The organism is Paraglaciecola chathamensis S18K6 (genome assembly GCA_000314955.1).
GTDB classification, from domain to species: domain Bacteria; phylum Pseudomonadota; class Gammaproteobacteria; order Enterobacterales; family Alteromonadaceae; genus Paraglaciecola; species Paraglaciecola chathamensis.
This window is the reverse complement of sequence record BAEM01000042.1, coordinates 170,840-194,476: the sequence shown is the minus strand read 5'-3', so window position 1 is coordinate 194,476 and position 23,637 is coordinate 170,840. Positions and strand designations below refer to the sequence as shown.

At 43.7% G+C, this 23,637-nt stretch carries 25 protein-coding genes; 21 read left to right on the top strand and 4 right to left on the bottom strand.

Going from position 1 to position 23,637, the window contains the following annotated elements:
* Positions 1–68: 68 nt before the first annotated feature.
* On the top strand, positions 69–530 hold the full coding sequence (locus GCHA_RS16055) for an LPP20 family lipoprotein (RefSeq protein ID WP_007990083.1): 462 nt from the start codon (positions 69–71) through the stop codon (positions 528–530).
* Between the two features lie 195 nt (positions 531–725).
* Here the strand turns inward: GCHA_RS16055 and flgN are convergent, their stop codons facing one another.
* The 3 genes from flgN to flgA form a co-directional block, all read right to left on the bottom strand.
* Positions 726–1,154, bottom strand: a complete 429-nt coding sequence (flgN, locus tag GCHA_RS16050) for a flagellar export chaperone FlgN (RefSeq protein WP_007990081.1) — start codon at positions 1,152–1,154, stop codon at positions 726–728.
* 44 nt (positions 1,155–1,198) lie between these two features.
* A complete protein-coding gene (flgM, locus tag GCHA_RS16045; protein ID WP_007990079.1) occupies positions 1,199–1,525 on the bottom strand; it encodes a flagellar biosynthesis anti-sigma factor FlgM in 327 nt (108 codons plus the stop codon).
* Positions 1,526–1,632: 107 nt separating this feature from the next.
* Positions 1,633–2,343 (bottom strand): flagellar basal body P-ring formation chaperone FlgA, encoded by a 711-nt coding sequence (gene flgA / locus GCHA_RS16040; protein ID WP_007990078.1) that lies wholly within the window; start codon positions 2,341–2,343, stop codon positions 1,633–1,635.
* A gap of 152 nt (positions 2,344–2,495) precedes the next feature.
* On the opposite strand from flgA, the gene GCHA_RS16035 reads away from it, so the two are divergent.
* From GCHA_RS16035 to flgL, 13 genes are all read left to right on the top strand, one after another.
* Positions 2,496–3,416 carry a chemotaxis protein CheV gene (locus GCHA_RS16035; RefSeq protein WP_007990075.1) on the top strand — a complete coding sequence of 307 codons (921 nt, stop codon included), beginning with the start codon at positions 2,496–2,498 and terminating at the stop codon, positions 3,414–3,416.
* Between the two features lie 17 nt (positions 3,417–3,433).
* The gene (locus GCHA_RS16030) at positions 3,434–4,270 is read left to right on the top strand and encodes a CheR family methyltransferase (RefSeq protein ID WP_007990074.1); all 837 of its coding nucleotides are present in this window, start codon (positions 3,434–3,436) and stop codon (positions 4,268–4,270) included.
* A 92-nt stretch (positions 4,271–4,362) separates the two neighbouring features.
* Positions 4,363–4,764, top strand: coding sequence for a flagellar basal body rod protein FlgB (flgB, locus tag GCHA_RS16025; RefSeq protein WP_007990072.1), 402 nt, complete (start codon positions 4,363–4,365; stop codon positions 4,762–4,764).
* Entirely contained in the window at positions 4,764–5,186 is a 423-nt protein-coding gene (flgC, locus tag GCHA_RS16020) for a flagellar basal body rod protein FlgC (protein WP_007990070.1), read from the top strand. Before flgB ends, flgC begins: the two co-directional genes overlap by 1 nt.
* A gap of 33 nt (positions 5,187–5,219) precedes the next feature.
* On the top strand, positions 5,220–5,906 hold the full coding sequence (gene flgD, locus GCHA_RS16015; protein WP_007990068.1) for a flagellar hook assembly protein FlgD: 687 nt from the start codon (positions 5,220–5,222) through the stop codon (positions 5,904–5,906).
* A gap of 14 nt (positions 5,907–5,920) precedes the next feature.
* Positions 5,921–7,303: a flagellar hook protein FlgE gene (gene flgE / locus GCHA_RS16010; protein WP_007990067.1), complete on the top strand. Its 1,383-nt coding sequence runs from the start codon at positions 5,921–5,923 to the stop codon at positions 7,301–7,303.
* Between the two features lie 178 nt (positions 7,304–7,481).
* Positions 7,482–8,225: a flagellar basal body rod protein FlgF gene (locus tag GCHA_RS16005; RefSeq protein ID WP_007990064.1), complete on the top strand. Its 744-nt coding sequence runs from the start codon at positions 7,482–7,484 to the stop codon at positions 8,223–8,225.
* Between the two features lie 63 nt (positions 8,226–8,288).
* Positions 8,289–9,077, top strand: a complete 789-nt coding sequence (gene flgG, locus GCHA_RS16000) for a flagellar basal-body rod protein FlgG (RefSeq protein WP_007990062.1) — start codon at positions 8,289–8,291, stop codon at positions 9,075–9,077.
* An 11-nt stretch (positions 9,078–9,088) separates the two neighbouring features.
* A complete protein-coding gene (gene flgH, locus GCHA_RS15995; RefSeq protein WP_007990061.1) occupies positions 9,089–9,769 on the top strand; it encodes a flagellar basal body L-ring protein FlgH in 681 nt (226 codons plus the stop codon).
* Positions 9,770–9,782: 13 nt separating this feature from the next.
* Positions 9,783–10,895: a flagellar basal body P-ring protein FlgI gene (locus tag GCHA_RS15990; protein WP_007990060.1), complete on the top strand. Its 1,113-nt coding sequence runs from the start codon at positions 9,783–9,785 to the stop codon at positions 10,893–10,895.
* A 28-nt stretch (positions 10,896–10,923) separates the two neighbouring features.
* On the top strand, positions 10,924–11,880 hold the full coding sequence (gene flgJ, locus GCHA_RS15985; RefSeq protein ID WP_007990059.1) for a flagellar assembly peptidoglycan hydrolase FlgJ: 957 nt from the start codon (positions 10,924–10,926) through the stop codon (positions 11,878–11,880).
* Positions 11,881–11,907: 27 nt separating this feature from the next.
* Positions 11,908–14,037, top strand: coding sequence for a FlgK family flagellar hook-associated protein (locus GCHA_RS15980; protein WP_007990058.1), 2,130 nt, complete (start codon positions 11,908–11,910; stop codon positions 14,035–14,037).
* Between the two features lie 22 nt (positions 14,038–14,059).
* Entirely contained in the window at positions 14,060–15,286 is a 1,227-nt protein-coding gene (gene flgL / locus GCHA_RS15975; protein WP_007990057.1) for a flagellar hook-associated protein FlgL, read from the top strand.
* 60 nt (positions 15,287–15,346) lie between these two features.
* Here the strand turns inward: flgL and GCHA_RS15970 are convergent, their stop codons facing one another.
* Positions 15,347–16,285: a hypothetical protein gene (locus GCHA_RS15970; RefSeq protein ID WP_007990056.1), complete on the bottom strand. Its 939-nt coding sequence runs from the start codon at positions 16,283–16,285 to the stop codon at positions 15,347–15,349.
* Positions 16,286–16,541: 256 nt separating this feature from the next.
* Between GCHA_RS15970 and GCHA_RS15965 the strand changes: the two genes are divergently transcribed.
* The 7 genes from GCHA_RS15965 to GCHA_RS15935 all read left to right on the top strand — a co-directional run bounded on the left by GCHA_RS15965 (position 16,542) and on the right by GCHA_RS15935 (position 23,561).
* Positions 16,542–17,366, top strand: coding sequence for a flagellin N-terminal helical domain-containing protein (locus GCHA_RS15965; protein WP_007990055.1), 825 nt, complete (start codon positions 16,542–16,544; stop codon positions 17,364–17,366).
* 398 nt (positions 17,367–17,764) lie between these two features.
* The gene (locus GCHA_RS15960; RefSeq protein WP_007990054.1) at positions 17,765–18,595 is read left to right on the top strand and encodes a flagellin N-terminal helical domain-containing protein; all 831 of its coding nucleotides are present in this window, start codon (positions 17,765–17,767) and stop codon (positions 18,593–18,595) included.
* A gap of 1,307 nt (positions 18,596–19,902) precedes the next feature.
* Positions 19,903–20,727, top strand: a complete 825-nt coding sequence (locus GCHA_RS15955) for a flagellin N-terminal helical domain-containing protein (RefSeq protein ID WP_007990053.1) — start codon at positions 19,903–19,905, stop codon at positions 20,725–20,727.
* A 127-nt stretch (positions 20,728–20,854) separates the two neighbouring features.
* Positions 20,855–21,295: a flagellar protein FlaG gene (locus tag GCHA_RS15950; RefSeq protein ID WP_007990052.1), complete on the top strand. Its 441-nt coding sequence runs from the start codon at positions 20,855–20,857 to the stop codon at positions 21,293–21,295.
* A 28-nt stretch (positions 21,296–21,323) separates the two neighbouring features.
* Complete coding sequence (gene fliD / locus GCHA_RS15945; protein WP_007990051.1) at positions 21,324–22,805, top strand: flagellar filament capping protein FliD; 1,482 nt, start codon at positions 21,324–21,326, stop codon at positions 22,803–22,805.
* 19 nt (positions 22,806–22,824) lie between these two features.
* The gene (gene fliS / locus GCHA_RS15940; protein WP_007990050.1) at positions 22,825–23,256 is read left to right on the top strand and encodes a flagellar export chaperone FliS; all 432 of its coding nucleotides are present in this window, start codon (positions 22,825–22,827) and stop codon (positions 23,254–23,256) included.
* Entirely contained in the window at positions 23,253–23,561 is a 309-nt protein-coding gene (locus GCHA_RS15935; protein ID WP_007990048.1) for a hypothetical protein, read from the top strand. Before fliS ends, GCHA_RS15935 begins: the two co-directional genes overlap by 4 nt.
* Positions 23,562–23,637 lie beyond the last annotated feature (76 nt).

Genomic DNA, 23,637 nt, shown 5'->3' with positions numbered 1-23,637 from the left:
ATACCATACACATGATAATGGCCACAAAGCGGCAATAGCTTGCTCGGCCTGTTAGCACTGGAATCAATATGAAAAGATTATATTTTACCTTAATGAGCTTAAGCTTGGTGCTTGGCGGATGTTCCTCTGTGTTCGATAAACAGGTTGAGTGGGAGGTGGTAGAGCCACAAGAGTACCCTGTGTTATCCGCTATTGGCTATGCACCCATCAAAGGGCAACGGGGCAATACAGACTCAACTAAAATGCTAATGGCGATTAAAGCCTCAAAGCTCGATGCATATCGTGAACTTACTGAGCAGGTGTATGGCCAAAAAGTTGACGGTAGCCAGACATTATCTAATTTTTTACTATCTGATGAGCGTTTATCGAGTTCAGTACAAGGGGTTATTCGTGGCGCGAGGGTAATCAAAAGTTACCCAGTGGGGGACGACTTATATGCCACTGAATTAGAGTTAGATTTCAAACGTGTGTACGACATATATCTTTCTACGGCTCGGCCTAAACGCGTAAAGGACGTTCATTACTACTAACGTTAATATACGCTCGCGGCAGGTTTCCTTTTACAGCCTAGCAGTATTGTCATTTATGGTGTTTTGCGGCAAGAGCTTGCCGCCATTAGGCTGATTCAACATCATCGAAACAATGAATACGCTTAGCGTGCATCATTGTGGTTAAACAAAGAAGAATGCAATAAAGGAAGGTTTAAAGGCCTCAGTCTTTGTAGACTAAGCGCTGATCCCTCGACCGCTCTTACCGCCACGTGCTTTTCCGCTCTTGTCATAGGTCATGGACTCTTTAGCGCGAGACTCAAGTAACAAGGTGCGTAAATGCTCAAGTCGAAGTTGACCTTGTTCAACAGCGGTTTGATTTATTTTGGTACGGTATTCACACTCTGAGACTAGCTTTTTCGCTTGTTCAAATAGCGCAGTAACTTCTTCGCTTGTGCGCTCTTGCTCAGTGGCGGCATTGAATGCTTGGCTTATGGCGTCGTCTTGCTGTTGAATATTCGTCAGCAATTCTTCTTTATTTTTGAGCAGGTTTATCAGGGCTTCTGCATCTCTGGTGCTAATAAGATGCAGCTCAGCGTCAAGCGCTTGAATGAGGTTTTCGAGATGGTCGAACTGTATTTTTATTGCTTTTATTAATTCTGACATTCGCTTTGCCTGTTGTTTAGTAGGCAATCATTATGCTGCCGATACTAGTTTCTGCCAAATATATCTGATTCTTGCAATGCAATATTCTTCGCAAGGTTCTCAGGATTTACACTGTATTCACCGCTTTGAATCGCTTTTTTCAATCTATCAACCTTTTCTTGATTGACTGGTGCTTCAGTACTCTTTTTCTGTACTTGCGCTAGTTGCTGTGCAGATTGCGTTAACGACACAGAATCTTGACGTACAGGTTGCGCTGAAGTGCTCTTTGCAGCGGCTTCACTCGCTTGATGGTTTTGCGACTGTTGTTGATTAACTTTTTGGTTATCAATAACTTGCTTTTGACCATTGTTGTTAACATTGTTAATAGACATAATGACTACCTGACCTTAATAAACTTTCCTCAAATATTGTATCGGCATCCTAGAACAAATCTTTAGGGCGACTTACACAATTTTTGTATGCTGTACGGGTGTTTCACCTATATATTAACAACGACTTCGCTGGTACTGGCAACGCGTGCATTAATTTGCTTTTTAGAACGGCTGTTGGTGACGCTGATCGTGTCTCCAATATTACCATCTTGCATTGCAACTCCCGTCGCTTTGACTTGCATCATTGGATTTGAAGCATTGATGACAATTGTATCACCCTTGCAGACAAAACATAAATTATTCGGTGTAATGGGTTGGCCAGGTCGTACGCGTCTTTTGATCCTAGCGCCTAGGACATCATCCAGTGTTGAGAATGTCGTGCGCCTCAATAGTGCCCGGTTCATATCGACCAACTTAATGTTACTCTGGTTTAATATTGTACCTGGGCTTACCGCGTTTGATATCACCACCACTGGCTGCATTTGTTTTACGTTTACCATTAAATACATATACCAATTTGTTTGCTGGCATAGCGCCTTGACCGCTATATTACTCTGCTGTAAAGAGTCGGCATTGACACTATACACAATTGGCGTGGGGCAAATAGGTAGGTTTACCCGCTGATCAATGTCAGCCGTGCTAATGTTTAAGTGAGCATCTGCCGATGTATTGATTTGTGATGCCACGTATTGCTCTGCACCAGTAATTAACTGTGCTGAGCGCGTTTTATGACTGCTTGTGCTTGCAAAGCCCACTGAATGGGTAAAAGCCAGTAGGGTGATTGCTACAAGCACTTTATAAATAACATTATTATTCATTTTCACTTGAGACCGATTTGTCTATGCTTAGGCAAATACAGGCTGAGCATAGCGTCAAAAATTAGACGATTTAGCGTAATGAGCGAAGTATTTGCCGCGATATTAAGGTCAAAGCAACTATTAAGCCGATTTTAATTTTCACGGAGTTTTACATGTCTGAAATTATGAATTCAGTTAACCAGCGTACCCAGTTAGTGGGGCAGAATCGCTTAGAGTTATTATTATTCAGATTGAACGGTCGGCAAAAATTTGGCATTAACGTGTTTAAGGTACGAGAAGTACTGCAATGTCCAAAATTGACCTCTATTCCAAAGTTAAATTCCTATATTCGCGGAATCGCTCATATCCGAGGGCAAACCATTTCTGTTATCGACATGAGCATGGCGACCGGTGGCAAACCAATTCACGATTTAAACTCTGCTTTTGTTGTTATCGCTGAATACAATAGTTCAGTGCAGGGGTTTTTAGTCGGCGCCGTTGAACGGATCATCAATACCAATTGGGAGGCGATTATGCCGCCGCCTAAAGGCAGTGGGCGGGCGAGTTACTTAACGGCAGTCACCGAGTTTGAAAAAGAACTTATTGAAATATTAGATGTTGAAAAGATTTTAAATGAGATTTCACCCATTAGCACTGATGTCAGTGAAGACGTATCGAGCATCTCGGTTGAAAACAAACGTGAAAAGATTATTTTTATTGCTGATGACTCCTCTGTAGCGCGCAATCAGGTTAAGAAAGCCTTGTCTACGCTAGGGTTAGAAATTGAGATGGCTAAAAATGGCCTTGAGGCGTTGAACCGCTTAAAAGCATTAGCTGAAGAGACCGGCAATATTACAGATAAGGTTGGTATTCTGGTATCTGACATTGAAATGCCTGAAATGGACGGCTATACCCTTACTGCCGAGATTAAAAATAATCCAGCGTTACAGGATTTGCACGTGGTGTTACATACATCTTTAAGCGGTGTCTTTAATCAGGCCATGGTTCAAAAGGTGGGAGCAGATGATTTTATTGCTAAATTCCACCCAGATGAACTGGTGACCTCAGTGCAAAAGTGGTTCGACAGTAAATAACCATCAAGGAAAATCTATTGAGCCGTCAAACACTTGATGAGCAGGAATACAGAGTATTTTGCCGTTATCTAGAAAATCGATGCGGCATTGTTTTAGGGGACAACAAGCAATATTTAGTGATCAGCCGTCTTTCGCCTTTAGTGTTAAAGTTTAATCATCCATCTTTATCTGAATTGATTAAACGGACGACTTCAGGCTATGACGTGACATTAATGAATGCAGTTGTTAACGCCATGACCACAAATGAAACCCTGTGGTTTAGAGATGGCTACCCGTTTGAAATTCTACAAAATACCTTATTGCCTTCACTAGCCAAAGCTAAAAAACCGGTCAAAGTATGGAGTGCCGCCTGCTCTTCAGGGCAGGAGCCATATTCTATTGCTATGGCAGTGCTTGAATACAAGGCCCGGAACCCAGGCGCATTTTCTGCTGGTATTGAAATTATCGCAACGGATATATCCAGTGACATGTTGAGTTTGGCGAAGGAAGCTAAGTACGACAACTTATCCCTTTCAAGAGGGTTATCGGCTGAGCGATTAGCACGGTTTTTTGACACCCCACCGGGGGCGAACAGTAGCATATTGAAGCAAAGCGTACGTAGTTTGGTTACTTTTAGACCTATTAACTTGCTAACGCCGTTTTCTACTGCGGTTCGCTATGATGTGGTATTTTGCCGTAACGTACTGATTTATTTTTCGGCAAGTGCCAAGGCATCCATACTGCAAAAAGTTGCCGCTTGCCTGCAACCGCAAGGGGTTCTTTTTGTTGGCGCCTCGGAGTCGCTGACCGGAATTTCCACCGATTTCGACATGAATCGTAGTGGTAGTGGTCTTTATTACGTTAAAAAAACTTAATAATTTCAAACTCTTAATTAAAATTCTCACCACCGCCAAATATTTTGTGGCATAGCTATTGCTTTACTCCCGACGAATGAGGAGTAAAGCAAATGGCAATCAGTTTAGATAAATTAATGGGATTCACTCACAAGGCTGTGCAAGTTCGCACTGAGCGTATGGAAGTGTTAGCTGGCAATTTGGCCAACGCCAATACACCCGGATACAAGGCACGTGACATTAATTTTCAAGATGCTATGCGCAGTGCACAAAGTGGGCGTAGCCAAAATCTTACCCGCACTCATGAAAACCATATTAAAGGCAACATGCAAGGCTCAGGTGAAATGCAATTTCGCATAAGCAATCAACCTGATACAGGCGATGGCAACAACGTTGATGTACAAGTTGAACGTAACGCATTTCTGGACAATGGCTTGCGTTACCAAGCGAGCGTAGAGTTTCTCAACGGTAAAATTAAAGGCATGAAAAAAGCCATCAGCGGAGGTCAAAGCTAATGAGTTTATTTAACGTAATGGATATCGCCAGCACGGGCATGAGTGCGCAAAGTGTGCGCTTAAATACCACAGCAAGTAACGTGGCGAATGCGAACTCTGTCAGTAGCAGTTATGACCAAACTTACAAGGCTCGTCATCCTGTTTTTGCCGCTGAATTGCAACGTGCTTCTCAAGATCAAAATGCAGGTACAGGTGTACAAGTGTTAGGCGTCGTCGAGAGCCAAGCACCATTGCAAATCGAGTATAGCCCTGGTCACCCGATGGCGGATGAAAACGGCTATATCTATAAACCAAACGTGAACATAGTTGAAGAAATGGCCGACATGATGTCTGCGTCAAAAGCCTATGAAACCAATGTTCAAGTAGCGGATACGACTAAACGTTTGTTTAGAAACGTATTGCGTTTAGGCCAAGGCAGCTAAGCGCTCGCACACCGGATAATTTGAGGTACAGACGTGGATACATTAGTTAAAAACGGCTTAAACAGCGACCTATACTGGCAACCAGAAACGGTGCCGGTGGCTGACGATAGCAATCAGAATTTGTCACAAGAGGATTTTTTCTCATTATTGACCGAGCAACTGGCGAATCAGGACCCGAGTAAGCCGGTGGACAATGATCAGATGGTGGCTCAGATGACCAGTTTCACAATGGCAGACGGCATTAGCCAGCTTAATGAAAAATTTGAGACGTTTGCTACTTCCATGACATCAAATCAAGCGCTGCAAGCGTCTAGTTTGATAGGTCAGCAAGTTTTACTACAAGGTGATGTGGCTCATATGGCCAGCGAAGGGCAAGGTGTTTCAGGCGTTGTTATTAACGACACCACGACACTTAATACCAAAATTACCATTGAAAATGAATCGGGCAGCATAGTTAAAACTATTGATATAGGCACGCAACCTGCGGGCAATATTCAGTTTAATTGGGATGGTAAAGATGCAAGCGGTAATTTTATGCCCCCTGGCAATTATGTAGTGAAAGCACAAGGTAATGTTTCAGGCGAACCCCAACAGCTTGTTACAGCGGTCAATCGGCATGTTGATAGCGTCAGCCTCGCTGGCAGCAGCCAAGGTGTCATTTTAAATCTAGATGGTGATGTCAGTGTCAAACTCGACGACGTCATTCAACTTGGTGGTTAACAGGAGAAAATAACATGTCTTTTAATATTGCATTGAGTGGCGTTTCCGCTGCGCAAAGAGACTTAGATACAACGGCTAACAACATTGCTAACGTCAATACTGTAGGTTTTAAAGAGTCACGTGCAGAGTTCGGTGATGTTTATGCATCATCCCTGTTAGCAGGCGGTAAAACCAAGGTAGGTGACGGCGTAATAACGCAAGAAGTTGCTCAACAATTCTCGCAAGGTAGCTTGCAATTTACCAATAACTCACTGGATCTTGCGGTAACAGGTAATGGTTTCTTTGCCACGATCCCTGAAATTGATTCACGTGAATTTTCTTTTACCCGTGCAGGTATGTTCAAGCTTGATGCTGAAAATTTTGTGGTTAACTCTAACGGTGACAACTTACTTGGTTTCCCTGTTAACCCAGATGGAACCTCTTCGTCTGTTGCATTAAGCACCACTCAGCCTGTACGTATCCCTGACTCGTCAGGTTCACCTCAGCCAACGTCTGAAGTATCACTGAAAATGAACTTGCCAGCGGGGGATGATGCGGTCAACTTGGATCTTTTCGACCCATCAGATCCACTTACTTATAATGCTGCAACCTCTGTTACCGTGTTTGATTCACTCGGTGATAGCCACGTTATGACGTATTACTTTATGAAAGATTCGGCTGCTGCCAGTAATGAGTGGGTCGTTGCAACTTACATGGACGAACAACCGCTTAACACAGAAGGGGACACGATTGGTAACCCACCAGCCACAGGGCCAAATGTAGTGGGGGAAACGTCTCTTGGTACAGGTGTTGCTGGATATCGTATGACCTTTAGCGCAGGGGGGGATTTTACTGAAATTCAAAATGCTGATGGTACCCCAAGTCCAACAGGCGATATTACATCCGTTGCATTAGGCGGAACTATTCTAGCCAATGGTTCAGATCCATCTCAAACAATATCAACCAACTTTGCCTTTGATCCCAATGTGGCAACGGCAGATGAGCCGACCCAATTTGCCTCTGCTTTTGAAGTCACTTCATTGGAGCAAGATGGTTTAGCAGTAGGCCGGTTAACAGGTATTGATATTGGTGCTGATGGTCTAGTAAGAGCAACCTACTCTAATGGTACATCAGAGCCGATTATCCGAGTGGCCTTGGTACGCTTTGCCAATGATCAAGGGTTGACGCAACAAAGTAATACCCAGTGGCAAGAAAGTATCTTATCCGGTGAAGCACTTGCCGGTGAGGCAACCACTGGTACGTTTGGGGATATTAACTCTTCAGCGTTAGAACAAGCAAACGTGAATTTGACCACTGAATTGATTGATTTGATCATCGCTCAGCGGAACTTCCAAGCGAACTCACGTGCCCTTGAAGTTAACAACCAACTTAACCAGACTATCTTGAATATTCGTTAATAATTTCAAACATTTATTATCCTAAGGCCACGTTATGTGGCCTTTTTTATAGGTTGAATTTAACTGGGTTTAAACTAGGGCCTTCATTCAACCACTGCTTAATTAATATGCTGTTTGCTATGAATGGCACTTTATTTGCACAGTTCTTAGTAAATTCACTTTTCGTCAAGAAGTTGTCATGGATAAATTGCTTTATATTGCCGCCAGCGGGGCTAAACAAGATCTCCTTGGGACCGCTGTTCGCGCAAATAATCTTGCCAATACGCAAACTACGGGTTTTCGAGCTCAGCTAGAGCAGGCGCGCAGTATGCCAGCGTTTGGTGACGGCTTACCGACTCGGGTTTTTTCCATGACAGAGAACCCTGCCAACAACTTTGAAGGCGGGGCTATGATTCAAACCGAACGAAACTTAGACGTCGCTATTCAAGGTGAAGGTTGGTTATCCGTACTAGATGCTAATGGCGCTGAAGCGTATAGCCGTAATGGTAGTTTGCAGATAAGTGCCGATGGGCAATTACAAGATTCATCTGGAAATTCTATTGTCGGCGAGTTTGGCCCAGTATTTCTGCCAATACCACTATCGAACATCAACATTGCAGGTGATGGAACCATTTCAGTTAGGCCACAAGGTGCGCCTGAAACCGTGCTTGAAGAAGTGGGTAGATTGAAATTAGTCAATCCAGATTTAGACAACGTTGAGCGGGGCAACGATGGTTTGTTCCGTCAAAAAGACGGCGAGTTAGCGCAATTTGACCCTACGGTCAGCATTCGCAACGGCATGCTAGAAGGCAGCAACGTGAACCCAGTGGAAGAAATGGTCGATATGATCAGCTTACAGCGCCACTACGAAATGCAAGTGAAATTCATGAAAGAAGCCAGTGATTTAGATTCCAGAGCGAATCAGCTACTGCGCATTGTTTAGTTCTAGTTGAACAACTGATTATTAGCGACAGGCTTAAAATAAATTTAATAGAGGAGGTGTCCTATGCACCCAGCATTATGGATTAGCAAAACCGGACTCGATGCAGCACAGACTGATGTGGCTGTTATTTCAAATAACCTGGCAAACGCCAGTACTGTTGGCTTTAAAAAAGATAGAGCGATTTTCGAAGACTTGCTTTATCAAAATATTAACCAGCCGGGTGGTCGTTCATCAGCGGATACTGAGTTACCGTCGGGTTTGATGTTAGGTGCAGGTAGTAAAGTGGTCGCCACACAAAAAGCCCATACCCAAGGCAATATGCTGACCACAGAAAATGCGCTGGACATGTCCATCCAAGGGCGTGGGTTTTTCGAAATTCAGCAACCAGATGGCACAATTGCGTATACACGTAATGGTCAATTTACCCTTAATGACGAAGGGCAGATTGTTACGCCTGGTGCGGGCTTTTTACTTCAGCCCAACATTACTGTGCCTGAAGACGCCCAGCAAATTACGATTTCTCAAGACGGCGAGGTATCGGCCTCCATTCGTGGTCAAGCAGACCCACAAGTGTTAGGCCAAATCAGCTTATCTGATTTCGTTAACATGACAGGTTTACAACCTATTGGTCAAAACCTGTATGTGGAAACTGCTACTAGTGGCGCGCCTATCCAAGGGGTTCCAGGCCTTGAAGGATTAGGCACTGTTGTTCAGGGAGCGCTGGAAACATCCAACGTTAATGTTACTGAAGAACTGGTCAATCTGATTGAAAGTCAGCGACTTTACGAAATGAATTCCAAAGTGATTTCAGCTGTGGATTCAATGTTGGGTCAGGTTATTCAACAACTTTAATGGTTAATATTATGAAAGCCTTATATGTCATTGGATTAAGTGGATTACTCAGCGCCTGTCAAAGCACGCCTGAGCCGGATATCATGCCGAACGACCCTTACTATGCACCTATTACGGCAGAGTTACCGCGGCAGAAAATTGCCGAGGATGGCTCAATCTTTCAGGCCGATATGGCAAATAGCTTGTATTCCGACGTCAAAGCGCGTCGAGTAGGCGACATCATTACGGTGAGCTTACAAGAAAATACCAGTGCCACGAAATCGGCAGGTACTACCACCTCTAAAGAATCGGCACTCGATGTGAATCCAATTATTGGGTTAGGCGGCAATGCGCTCAATATTGGCTCACAATCTGTGCAGCTCGGTGTCGACAGTTCAAATGAATTCACCGGCGATGCGTCAGCCAATCAAAGCAATAATTTAAGTGGTGATATCTCTGTCACCGTGATGAAAGTATTCCCTAATCAGAATTTATTAGTGCGCGGAGAAAAATGGCTCACGTTAAATAATGGCAATGAATATATTCGTTTAACGGGAGTTGTGCGTCCTGCGGATATCAGCCCAACCAATGAAGTTATATCAACTAAAATTGCCAATGCTCGCATTCAGTATAGTGGTACAGGCACCTTTGCATCTGCACAGAAAGAAGGCTGGCTCACACAATTCTTTTCTTCCGAGTACTGGCCTTTTTAGGCAGGAGTCACAAATGAAATTTCTGTTATTCATACTAATTATCTCAGCTGTAGTGATTGCCCCTATAGGCCAAGCTCAGCGGATAAAAGACTTAGCAAGCGTGCAAGGAGTGAGAAGTAACCAATTGGTAGGCTATGGTCTGGTGGTCGGTTTGCCGGGTACAGGTGAGCAAAGCCCTTTTACCGAACAAAGCTTTCGTACCATGTTAACCAATTTTGGTATCAGTTTAGATAGCAGCTTAAAACCGAAAATAAAAAACGTAGCCGCAGTGGCGGTTCATGCCGAACTACCGCCTTTTTTAAAGCCGGGGCAAACAATCGATGTGACTGTAAGCTCTGTGGGTGAGGCGGCAAGTTTACGTGGTGGAACGCTATTGCAAACCTTTTTAAAAGGGCTTGATGGGAAAGTATATGCCGTTGCTCAAGGGAGTTTGGTTGTCAGTGGTTTTGGTGCTCAAGGCGCCGATGGCTCTAGAATAGTTGCTAACACACCAACGGTCGGACGTATCGCTAATGGCGCGTTAATCGAACGGGCCGTTCCCAGTGGTTTTATGCAAAACGACTTTTTGACGTTGAATCTAAATTACCCTGATTTTTCAACGGCAAAAATCCTAGCTGACACGATTAACCAGCGTTTAGGGGCAGATCCAGATAAAGGATATATTATTGCCACTCCAGTTGATGCGGCGTCGGTTCGGGTTTCTGCACCTAGGGATGTGGGCCAGCGTGTAGGGTTTCTAGCCACCCTTGAGAATTTTGAGTTTATGCCGGCCAAAGCGCCCGCACGCATCGTTATTAATAGCCGAACCGGCACGATTGTGATTGGTCAAGATGTGCGTTTATTGCCTGCGGCCATTACCCATGGTGGCTTGACCGTGACAATCAGTGAAAACCAACAAGTCTCTCAACCTAACCCTTTGGCAGAAGGTGAGACGGTAGTAACGGATCAGTCGATCATCGATGTTAATTTAGATGATACGCGCATGTTTAAATTTGACCCTGGGGTGACCTTAGACCAATTAGTTCGCGCAGTGAATGAAGTGGGCGCAGCGCCTGGCGATTTAATGGCGATCCTTGAAGCGCTTAGTGAAGCAGGCGCTTTACAAGGTGAGTTGGTGGTGATTTAACATGATTGACTGGGTTGAGGCGTAGCCGATGGATAGCATAGACAACAGCATTAAGTTTCAAGGTCAGTTTGATATGTCGCGCAATGCGAATGACATTCAGGGCCTAGACAAACTGCGCCGTGCGGCACAAAGCGGCGATGACGCTGCATTACAAGAAGCGGCGAAGCAATTCGAAGCGATTTTTGTACAAATGATGCTCAAGTCTATGCGTAAAGCACAAGATGTTATGGCCGACAAAGACAGCCCATTTAATTCAGAGCAGGTAAAGTTTTACCGCGACATGCATGATCAACAATTAGCCACCGACATGTCGAATAACGGCAGTATCGGTTTAGCTGACATCATAGTTAAACAATTGAGTAAAGGTGGCAATGGATTTACGCCTTCTAGTGTTATTCGTAACGATGCAAATCTGTCAGATATTAATCGTCATAGCGCACAAAGTATTGAACAGGCGCAACAGCTTGTGTTACCAGAAAGTGTATCGTCAAATGCGGGCTACAAAGACGCAGCCTTTCGTGATCAAAATGAATTTTTAGATACGCTTTATCCTGTAGCGCAGCAAGTGGCTAAAGAACTCGGTATCGATCCTAAAGCGTTGTTAGCGCAAGCCGCAGTAGAGACTGGCTGGGGGCAATACATGATGCACACTGATAAGGGAAATACTCACAACTTATTTGGAATAAAAGCCGGTAATGGTTGGCAGGGCGACACCGCAAATGTGAGTACAATCGAGTTTGAGCAAGGATTGGCCGCCCCGAAAAAAGCCAAATTTAGAGCATACAACTCTTTTAACGATGCGATGCAAGATTATGCATCGTTCGTAAAAGACAACCCGCGCTACCAGCAAGCACTGGAGCATACCGGCGACCCTAAAAATTATTTTAACGAATTACAACAAGCGGGTTATGCCACCGATCCTGCTTATGCTGACAAAATACTGTCTGTATTGAACAGCGGTTCGTTGCGGCAGTATCAACCATGAACAGCATCAGTTTGCGGAGTATAAAAAATGATTAGAACGGCGGATTTAGTATCCATTGCCCGCTCTGGTGTTGAGGCAAGTAACCAATTACTTAGTACCACAGGTAACAATATTGCCAATGTGAACACTGACGGTTATGTGCGGGAACGTACAAGCTTTGTTGCTCAGTTAACGGGTGGGGTTGGGCAATACACGACAGAGCGGGTCATGAATACCTTTGCGCAAAACCAATTGCGCCGTGACACGACTAACCTTGCTGAGCACGAAGCTTATTGGACTAAAACCGCTGTTTTAGATAATGTGTTTGCGAGTGAAGCAAACAGTATTTCAGCGAGTATGAGTCGCTTCTTCGCTTCCCTACAAACCGCAAATGATGACCCAACGAATATGTCAGCGCGTCAACTTGTGCTAGGTGATGCTGAGTCCATGCTTGGGCAAATGGGAACCTTATCAACGTTTTTGACGAACAAAGAGCGCGAGATTAACTTTGAATTCACTGATTCCTTAAATAAGGTCAACTCGTTAGTTGAATCGATTGCATCGTTTAACGAGTCTATTCGTATCGCCCAGGCGAATAACCGTCATGATGTGCCTGGCGCACTAATGAACGAGCGAGATGCCGCAGTCTTAGAATTGAGTAGTTTAGTATCGATTGAAACGCGTGAGAGCTCCAATAACGATGGCTCCATTATGATTAACCTCACCTCAGGTGAATCATTGGTGATGCAAGATGGTACTTTTAGCGTATTTGAAGTCAACAATAGCGCCGATCTTAGCTACAAATCATTGCAGCTAACCAGTAATGGCAAACCCACTTCATTAAATTTAAGTGAGACTGAGCTGGGGGGCACTATCGGCGGCTTGTTTCGGTATCGCGATGAGGTTTTAGAGCCAAGTCGTCGAGAGCTCGGTCAGATAGCGCTGGCAGTAACTGAAGCGGTGAACACGCAAAACCGAGCAGGTATGGATTTTGACCAGCAATTAGGGGGAGAAATTTTTACGCGCCCCATTACCACAGGTTTAAATTACCCTACTAATACCGATAACACGTCTATCGTCAATGGTCGTATCTCTCAAGGCGGGGCGAGCGATATTACCAGTGCAGATTATCATGTCACTATTGATGGCGTGACAGCGGGCGTTCCGCCCACTATAGATGTAACGGTGGCCTTGCTAAACATTGATGGTTCACCGGTAACGGATGTTGATGGTGTACCGATTTCTCAAAGTTACCCAGGTCTAACGGCCCAAAGCGGTGTGTTTAGTGAGGTGCTTGGGGGCATGGAGTTAGAGTTCTCTAAAGGAACGGGGTATGCAGTCGGCGATCAATTTTTGCTACAGCCGACTAAAGACGTGGCTGACAAAATCGAAGTGTTTACAACCCGTCCCGAAGATTTAGCACTTGCCAGTCCAATTAGGGTGGAAGCCGGTGATGACAATCTGGGCGGAGCGGAATTAGTATCAACAACCGTGACCAACACCTTTGTAGATACTTCGCCTTTTGATGCGCGCTCTTCAGGTTTTGATGGTGCTGGTGGAATTCATGCTCCAGGAGCGGCGCCAGGCGGTAGTGTAGGCGCACCAGCATCGGTGCGTTTTAATTCAGCCACTGAATATGAAGTACTTGATAGCGCAGGCACTATTATTACAACGGTCAGCGGTATTTCCTCTTTAGACAATTTGCTGGCACAAGCAGCAGATACCCCAGGTTGGCCAGCTGCATTTGATGCGCTAGACAATTACCCTGGTTATGACTTTACGTTACAGGGAGAACCTAAAGCTGGGGATACCTTTGCAATTGGCTACAATGCAAATGGCTTAAATGATAACCGCAACGGTTTGATTATGGCTAATTTACAAAATGTAAACGGAATGCAATTGAATAATGCTGGCTCAGGCGATCCGGTGAGTTTTCATGAAGCGTATGCAAACATTGTTGGCGATATAGGGCAAAAGTCTGCGAATGCCGATATTGCTGTTAAGGCGGGAGAGGCATTAAAGCTTCAATCTCAAGACTGGTTTGATTCGGTATCAGGGGTAAGTTTAGATGAAGAAGCTGCTAACTTGGTGCGATTTCAGCAATCGTATGCAGCATCAGCGCGTTTGTTAAATACTGCGCAAGAAATGTTCGATACCATTTTGAGTATGGTGAGATAATGAAACACGTGAGAGGTTTATAATGCGAATTTCCACTGGTCAGTTATACGATAGAAGCATTCGTGCTGTACTGGATAATCAAGACGATTTATCTGATGTTCAGCAACAGCTATCGACAGGTAAAAAATTACTTCGACCGTCGGATGATCCGGTCGGATCAGCTCAAGTTATTCGCTTAACGGAAGAAATCGACTTAATCAATCAATACAACAAAAACAACAATTTGTTGACCAATAGTATTGAGCAGGAAGAAACCATACTCGGCAATGTTACGGATAATATTCAGCGAGCTCGTCAGCTTATGATCCAGGCTGGCAACGGTATTCTTGATGTTGACGACCGAAAAGCCATTGCGATTGAAATTGGTCAAATTCGAGATCAAATCTTTGACGCCATGAATAGCCAAAGTGCAAATGGCGAGTATATTTTTGCTGGGTATCAATCTGCTACCCCTGCGTTTAGCTATACTGCCGGGGCTTCGGGTAACAAATATGCGTTTGAAGGAGATGAAGGCTTAAACGAAATTCGAATCTCGAATACGTTTTCTCTTGCCATGAATAATTCTGGACAGACTGTATTTGAAGACGTTTACGCGCGCCTAGATAGCCAAATCACTTCTTCAAGTGGTGTAGCGTCTGCGTCGACGCGGATCAGCACACAAAATGAATTCGATCAGTTTCATTCACAAAATTATGATCCTGTCGTCGCCGCAAACAACGAGTTTCAAATCAGTATTAGCGCGGCTGATCAAGTCACGATTACCAATGTTGGCACGGGAGCTGTGGTCGGTACCCAGCCTTTCATAAGTGGTGAGCCGTTTGAATTTAAAGGACAAGAGTTCACCATCGAAGGGGTGGTAGGTGATACGGTTAATTATGCTCTACAAAAGCCAGAAAAGAAGAATATTGCCGAAACGCTGAACGATTTTTATAACAGTCTTAACGATGAAAATATATCGGATCAAGATTATGCTCAGGCTATTAGTGATGCATTGATTGGCGTTGACAACAGCTTAACCAGCATAGCGGACTCTATTTCATTGCTGGGCGGGAAACTCAATGTCGCTCAGTCGGTGTTTGCTTCAAATTTAGATCTCGAAATATCGAACAAAACAGCCAGAGCAAATATCGAAGAAGTCGATTATGCCGAGGCTGTGTCTGAATTAAGCAAACAAGAGGCTGCTCTGCAAGCTGCCCAAGCCACATTCGCGAAAGTGACAGGGCTTTCGCTTTTTGATTACATCAGTTAGGGGGATTTAGCTATCTCAGGATAAGTCGTTGTATATAGCGTAGTGGTGCGTTTTCGACGCCTAAAGCGTTAACTCCGCTAAATATATGTGGGCCTGCTGGTCTTGATGAGCTGAATAATAGCTAACGAATAAGGTATTTCCGCGCCTAACCATGCCAGGGTAGCTGTTATCGCCTGACGATGGCAGTATTTTGAGCGGTGTCACTCTGGCACTTTTGAATTCTATCTTCAGCACTGCTGTAACCAGCTTATTTTTGTACAAAACTCTTCCCGCTAGCAACGCGCTTTGCTCATCAAGCTTGAGCATGTTTGGCCCACCTAAGTAAAAGCCTAAATCTGTCCAGTGCCATTGCGTGTAAGGCGCTTGGCTTACTCCAAGTTGTGCGCTGTATGTATCACTGTCTCTGCGCAAAATAACATAAGCGGTTCCGTTATCTGTAAAGCACATATCACTTTCGTTGGGGTAGCCCCTGTTATGCGTTTGCAAACTAAATACATTGCTTTTAACACGATGAAAACTTTGTTTAGGTTGGCCTGAGTACAAATGCACTGCATTTGCTGAGCGGTTGTATGCCAAACCATAGGCGCTATTGTTATGCCAACGTAAACGCCACAGCCACCAATGTTTCTCACCTATGTTTGTCGGACTAGACCAGCTGAGACCATCTTGTGATGTCCAGATGACGGGGGTATTTTCTCCCAACAGCCCTAAACGGTGGGAAGATGCCGATCTACGCGCATAAGCTAACAGCATCAACTCACCCTTTGGGGTAATACTTAACTTAGGGTCCCGCAGATCTGTGCTGGGAAGACTAATACGCTGTGTATATTTCACCTCAGTATTCGTGGTTAAAGTGACGATATTTATTACACCATCACCACTTACATGGTTGCTTGCCACTCGATAGCAGCAATATAGCGCCCCCCTAAAGTCGCATAAATCGGTAAATGCATGATGCTTGTGAGCGTAAGTTAGGCGCTTAATATTTTTAATTTGCATTATTTTTAATCATTTTGGTTCAATAAAACCATTGAAACTCAATTGGTTAGCAATTGCAAAGCGGCAATAGTTTGCCGTTTTCTTAAAAAACGGCAAATTTTTGTTAAAGAGAATTTTCCTACCGTCGATAACATTTCTGAGAGAGCCAGTAATGATGATTTATTTAACAAGTCATCATACTAATTAGTGTTATTTAACCACCGATTTAGATTTTCGGTTGCCAGTGAAAACTGGACTGAGAGTGTAGGAGAAAACCATGGGTTTATTCGTAAATACCAACGTGTCGTCTTTGAACGCACAACGCCAATTATTCAATTCAGCTTCTAGCTTGAATACTTCTTTTGAACGTCTTTCATCAGGATTTCGTATTAACCGTGCAGCAGATGACGCTGCAGGTCTTCAAATCACTGACCGTTTGACCACGCAGATACAGGGCTTAGACCAAGCAGCAAGAAACGCTAACGATGCGATTTCATTGACGCAAACCGCTGAAGGTGCATTGGGTGAAGTTACTTCTTCACTACAACGTATTCGTCAGTTGGCGGTTCAATCTCAGAATGGGATTAACTCATCTGCGGACCGTGTTGCTTTGCAAAAAGAAGTGTCTGCGCTTAAATCTGAAATTACACGTATTTCAACTGATTCACAGTTCGGTACAACGGATATTCTAGATGGAACCTTTTCCGCTAAATTCCTTGTTGGTGCGAACGGTGGACAAAACATTTCAGTAAACTTGTCTCGCCCCGATGGTTTTGGTGCTGCAGGATTGAACATTGACGATTTAAACATCGACACTGTTGAAGGTGCATCAGCTGCGTTGACGGCAATATCAGAAGCCATATCTTCAGTTGGTGGCGTTAGAGCTGATTTGGGTGCGCTGCAAAACCGTTTCCAATCAACTATTCGTAACTTATCAAATATTTCTGAGAACGTATCAGGTGCACGTTCACGAATTCGTGACACTGATTTCGCCTCAGAAACTGCAGAATTGACGCGTAACCAAATCATTCAGCAGGCAAGTTTAACCGTACTGAGCCAGGCTAATCAGCGTCCTCAGTCAGCTTTATCTTTACTAGGTTAATTGGTTAGTTAACCTAGGTTTCGAGACCCTACTGCTTGGGGCTTTGAAGCCAGGAGGTAGTGCACCAGGTTAAAAAGAACCAATCAGTTGAGAGTCCGCTCACTCTCTCCTAACGTAAGAGCGTTAAGCCGAAGGTTATCCTTCGGCTTTTTTTGCAATTATTTTTACTCGTAACCTAATGAATTAAAAAAGAAAAAATATTTAGTCATTTTTTTTGCTAAAGGATTTTCTGTGTCCGTTCGATAACTTAAACATAGTCGCTAGGTAACTCATAAAAATAATAAGCCAGCGCTAGAACAGAGACCAATAATAATTAAAGCAAGGTCCTGTGTTCACCACGACAATAATAAAATCAATAGTCGGGTGATGGTTTAAAAAAAATCGTTAGGAGAAAGAAAATGAGCTTATTCGTTAATACGAATGTGTCGTCGTTGAATGCTACCCGTCAATTATTCACGTCGAACAACAACTTAAATACGTCGTTTGAAAGATTGTCATCTGGTTTTAGAATTAATAGCGCCAAAGATGACGCGGCAGGATTGCAAATATCTAACCGACTCACTACTCAAGTTTTAGGTCTTAATATGGCTGTCCGAAACGCCAACGATGGCATTTCCTTAGCGCAAACCGCTGAAGGCGCGTTAGGCGAAGTGACTACAGCGTTACAGCGTATTCGAGTGCTTGCAGTACAGGCCCAAAATGGGATCAATGCATCCGCAGATCGTTTAGCTCTGCAAAAAGAAGTCGACGCGTTGAAATTTGAAATGAGCCGTATTGCCGCTACCACGCAGTTTGGTGGGGTAAATATCTTGGGTGGTGATTACTCGTCGGCTTTTCTAGTCGGAGCAAACCCAGGTCAAACTATCAGTATAAACATATCGCGTACCAACGGTTTTGGTGCTGCAGGTTTATTTGACGGGGAAGACATATCCGTGGCAACAGTCGCTGATGCTTCAAGGGCCATGGTTGCAGTATTAGAAGCCATTTCTATCATCGATGCAAAGCGCGCTGATCTCGGTGCAATACAAAATAGATTCCAGTCTACAATACGTAACTTAAGTAATATTTCTGAGAATGTTTCAGCAGCACGTAGTCGAATTAGAGATACTGATTTTGCCGTAGAAACCGCAGAGCTTACGCGTTGGCAGATTATCCAACAGGCGAGTATCACTGTGTTAGGCCAGGCGAACCAAAGACCTCAGTCAGCACTGCAATTGTTGCAAGGATAAAGCTAAATGGTGCTGCTTACTCTATGGTGTAGGTGGCATTTGATGATGAAAATGAAGTAACTTAGAAATGGCTGACAGACAAGGAAGACGCCAGGAGGTAGTGAGGTTTTGAGGTTTAGGCCATCAAACCTGCCTGTCAGCTAGAGCTTTCGCTCGATACATTTTGCTGTGTGGTAACACAGACAAAACATGCCAACCAGGGTACCAGTTGGCGATATAGTAAAGCAGGTTGTGTGCCAAAACGAGTTTCAGGAAAATTTGCTCTACGTGATAATTGGTTAGAGCCACCTTGTTTTAGCACTATGGATTAATTAATGAAATTCAGTTTAGAGCAAGCTGTTGTTAGGAATGTACCGAAACACTATTTATAAAATGTAGGACCGTTGCTTCCTTTATAAGAGTTTGCCAGAAAATTGATACCGAATACTCTTCGTACTAGCGTTTCAATGAAGCAATGAAACGTAAGTCTTAGGTAGTCACTATAAAGATGATTGAAATAGGCCGTATGAACTGATGAGTGAATATAATTTAATCATCAGGGGAGTTTCATAAACGCCCCGTTCGTTCTCAATAAGTGGCGATGAGCGGCAAAGTTTGGCAACTTATTTTACAAAATTTGCCGTCTAACCGGCAGTATTGACCTGTTAGGTGCTGCGATACTCTCATTATCGCTGACATGCACGATGTACAGTTAACCTATTAGTTAAATGTCATTTGCTAAAGAATTACTCAGAGGGTAGGAAATGAGAGGCCACCCTGAAAGTAACCAAGGACGGTTGCTTCATTTTGTCAGGGAAGATGCGTGACTGGAGTTGCGCAAAAACGCCGACCAACAGAACTGAGAGTGTAGAAGTTTGGTTGAGAGGCCAGTATTCATTCTCTGATCTGCCAGTCGGACAGAAACTTTTTTGCTCGTTCTCCTAACGTGAGCAATTTGGTCGGGTCATTTGGCCCGGCCTTTTTTATTTCCCCGCCAAGTTCTTGGCGTTTCTCAATTTTTTATTGCATCACCCTTCTGGATAAGCACTTTGCGTGCCAATAAGTTTCTATTGCGTTGTTTTATATATTCCGATCTGGCAGAAATTTTTTTCAAAAAAAGTCGTATAAAAATTAAAGTTGCTGAAGTTGTGGTCGATAACATTAGTTGAGGGGTGATCTAACTAATCACTTGTAGCGTTTTTGTGAGGTAGAGGTACCAAGCAAAAACGTAGTGAGGCGGTTTCAATGAGGAGGCTCATTGCAACTGAATTTTGAGGCGGGCTTACTGAGCTTAATAGGCTAAAGGTAGGTTTCCAGGAGGTTTTATCATGGCATTATTCGTAAATACTAACGTACCGTCATTGAATGCTCAGCGTCAGTTGTTCAATTCAGGCGCGTCACTCAATACGTCGTTTGAGCGTTTATCATCAGGGTTTCGTATTAACCGAGCGGCAGATGATGCAGCAGGGTTACAAATATCCGATCGTTTAACAACCCAAATACAAGGGCTAGATCAAGCAGCAAGAAACGCAAACGACGCTATTTCGTTAGCGCAAACCGCTGAGGGCGCCTTAGGAGAAGTAACGTCTTCTCTACAACGTATTCGTCAGCTAGCTGTGCAATCTCAGAACGGCATTAACTCAGATGCCGATAGAGCTGCCCTGCAAAAAGAAGTGTCCGCTCTTAAGTCTGAAATTACACGTATTTCAACCGACACACAGTTCGGAACGACGGATATTTTGGTAGGTACCTTCTCAGCTAGCTTTTTGGTGGGCGCAAACGGTAACCAAAATATTTCAGTGAATCTGTCACGCAATGATGGTTTTGGGGCTACAGGTTTAAATATCGATGATTTAAACGTGGATACGGTTGATGGTGCGTCAGCCGCATTGCAGGCTATTTCCGAAGCGATTTCGGTTGTTGGTGGGGTTCGTGCTGACTTAGGTGCGTTGCAAAATCGCTTCCAATCGACCATTCGTAACTTAAGCAATATATCTGAGAATATATCCAGTGCACGCTCACGTATACGCGATACGGATTTTGCTGCAGAGACCGCTGAATTGACTCGTAATCAAATTATTCAGCAAGCATCACTTTCGGTTTTGAGTCAAGCAAATCAGGCTCCCCAAACCGCCTTAAGCCTCTTAGGATAATTGCCTTACTCAGTGGTCATTTAAAAATAGTTTATACTGAATAATAGTGTTCGGTTGATAGGATTTATGAAGAGGGAACATAGGATATTAACATGCCATGTTCCCTTCCTTGTTTTAGGGGGACATTATGGATATTAATCTTTCACAAGTTGGCAAGAATGTTGCTATTTTTGCAGACGATACAAACTCTGAAAACGTAGCTGCTTCTCGGCAAACCAGTGCAACTTTATTTGAATCGAATTCAGTAAAGGAAGCCAATATCGAGCAAGCTAAAGAGATTTTGCTAACCGCCGATAAAGAACTAGATGAGGCGTTGCAACCAAATCAGCAAAACTTGGAAGAAGCGATTTCAGAGGTGATTGAGTTTGTTCAAACGAGAAATAAGCAGTTGAATTTTTCGGTGGATGACGATAGTGGTAAACAAGTGGTTAAGGTGACCGACTCTGATAGTGGGGATATTATTAGACAAATCCCGACTGAAGAGGTGTTGAGTTTATCACGGCGTATCAAAGAGTTGCAGATGGATGTTGGTTCAGCAGTAGGTATGTTTTTTGATAAGCAGGCATAACGCATGTGTATCTAAATAAGAGGTAATTATGTCAATTCAATCGCTAGGAGTCGGCTCAGGACTTGATTTAGAGGCTTTAGTGAGTCAATTGTTAGAGGCAGAACGTGCCCCTAAGCAAGAACGACTAGATTCACAAGAAGAGTCTTATGACGCTGAAATTTCGAGTATTGGCACGCTAAAATCTAAAATGAAAGAGTTTTTGGATAGCGTGGACGAACTGCGAAGCGATGCGAACTTAAAAGGTCGCGAACCGACTATTAAAAACCCTAGCGAAAATATAGAGCCGTTTACCGCGGATGCTTCAAATAGTGCCGTTGAAGCAACCTATGCTATCGCTGTGACACAAATAGCCAGTGGTAGTCGTATTGAAACTGACAATGCCGCTGACGGTGGTTTTTCCAGTACCAGCGATCCTGTTTATACCCAACCCACTTTACTTGACCCGCCTTCTGGAAGTTTAACATTTAAGATTGGCGCGACCAGCGATAGTTTCTCCATTGATGTGAATGCAGGAATGACATTGCAGCAACTTAGCTCAGCTATTAACAGCGCTGATGATAATTTCGGCGTGCGCTCGAGTATTATCGATACCGGTACTGCATCTGGTGGCGCTAAGCTAGTATTTACCTCCTCTGTTGAAGGGGAAGGGAATGATTTGGTTATCGTCAACGACAATGATTTGGCAGAGCTCAATAGAGTGGCTACTACCAACTCTACTGAAACCGTTGACTATCTATCTCCCGTCAAAAATGCACAAAATTCTAAGGCGACCATCGATGGGATCGCAGTTGAAAGTAGCACCACTGTATTTGAGAATGTGATTGAGAACGTATCATTTACTGTTTCTCAGCTATCAGAATTGGGAGAGGATGGTGTCACACCTCTCACATCTAGCTTAAAAATCGGTTTTGATTCAGAAGGTCTAGAGGGAAAAATACGTGATTTTGTAGACAACTTTAATGCGTTGAATACCCAAATTACTGCACTTACTCGTTATGGCCTTTCAGATTTAGAAGAAGATGGCGCCCTTGCCGGCGACTCGATGATTCGGGGAATTCAGCAGGGACTGTCGAACATGATTAGCTCTAGTGTCTCTTCGTCTGGTTTAGGGACACTATTCCAATTGGGAATCGAGTTTAATGACGACGGAGACTTAGAAATTGGTTCGTCAGATAAGTATGGTTTTGGTAGCGGTGAGGACAGACTGCGCGACGCCCTTGAAGATAATTTTGATGATATAGCTGCATTATTCGCTGATGAAGAGCAAGGTGTTGCTGTTCGCATGTACGAATATGTGGAGCAATATACGAATTTTAGTGGTCTGCTGTCGTCTAGGGAACGCTCCGTTCGAGATCAGAAAGACCAGTTAGCGAATGAAAGAGAGCAATTCGAATTACGAATGGCCTCATCAGAACAGATTTTACGCGACAAATATTTGAATCTAGATCAGACTGTGGCACAGCTTAACCAAACGGGTTCAGCGTTGGTCGCTGCTTTGGGTTCAGCTTAGAGTTTAAAGGATAATTAACATGGCTTTAAAAGGTATCAATGCTTATAAAAAAGGTAATTTAAAACAAGAAATTGCCCAGGCAGATCCACACAAATTAACCTTGATGCTAATGCAAGGCGCGCTTGAGCGTATGGCTTACGCGAAAGGCTGTATAGAACGGCAAGAGTATGCGGAGAAGGCGCAGCACATTGGTAGATGTACAGCAATATTGATTAATCTTCGTGACACGCTCGATTTAAGCAATGATGCAGAAGTCGCTGAAAATTTATTCTCATTGTATGATTACATGGCGCAAAGATTAACTGACGCGACCGTACAAAACAGTGTGCAAATAATGGACGAAGTCATTAATTTGATGTTACCGATTAAAACAGCTTGGGCGCAGATCCCTGAAGCGGCTAAGCAAGAAGCTTATGACGCCCAGCGACAAAAGCGTCAATCCGTAGTGTGAATAAAATTAACCTTGAACACCCATTTACTCCGCCTGAATTATCTGTGCTTAATCAGGAAATTACCGCCTTGCTTAACAGTGAAGCATTGGATGAGCAATCATTTCACTCTCTGTCAGTTAAGCGTGACCGGTGTATTAACAATTATTTAAGCACATTAGATCAAGCACAAAAGGCCCAATTTTGCGAAGCAGAAATTAAAGTGAATGATGCATTGGTCGATTGCGCGCAACGGCTATTTAATCAATCGTTAAAGGAATTGAGTGGGTTAATTCGAGGGCGCAAAGCAGTAAAGAAATATTATTAACAATCACCAAATAGTTAGTACCAATATTCGTATATTATTGAATTAGTCGTATCTTGTTAATATCCTTAATATTCAT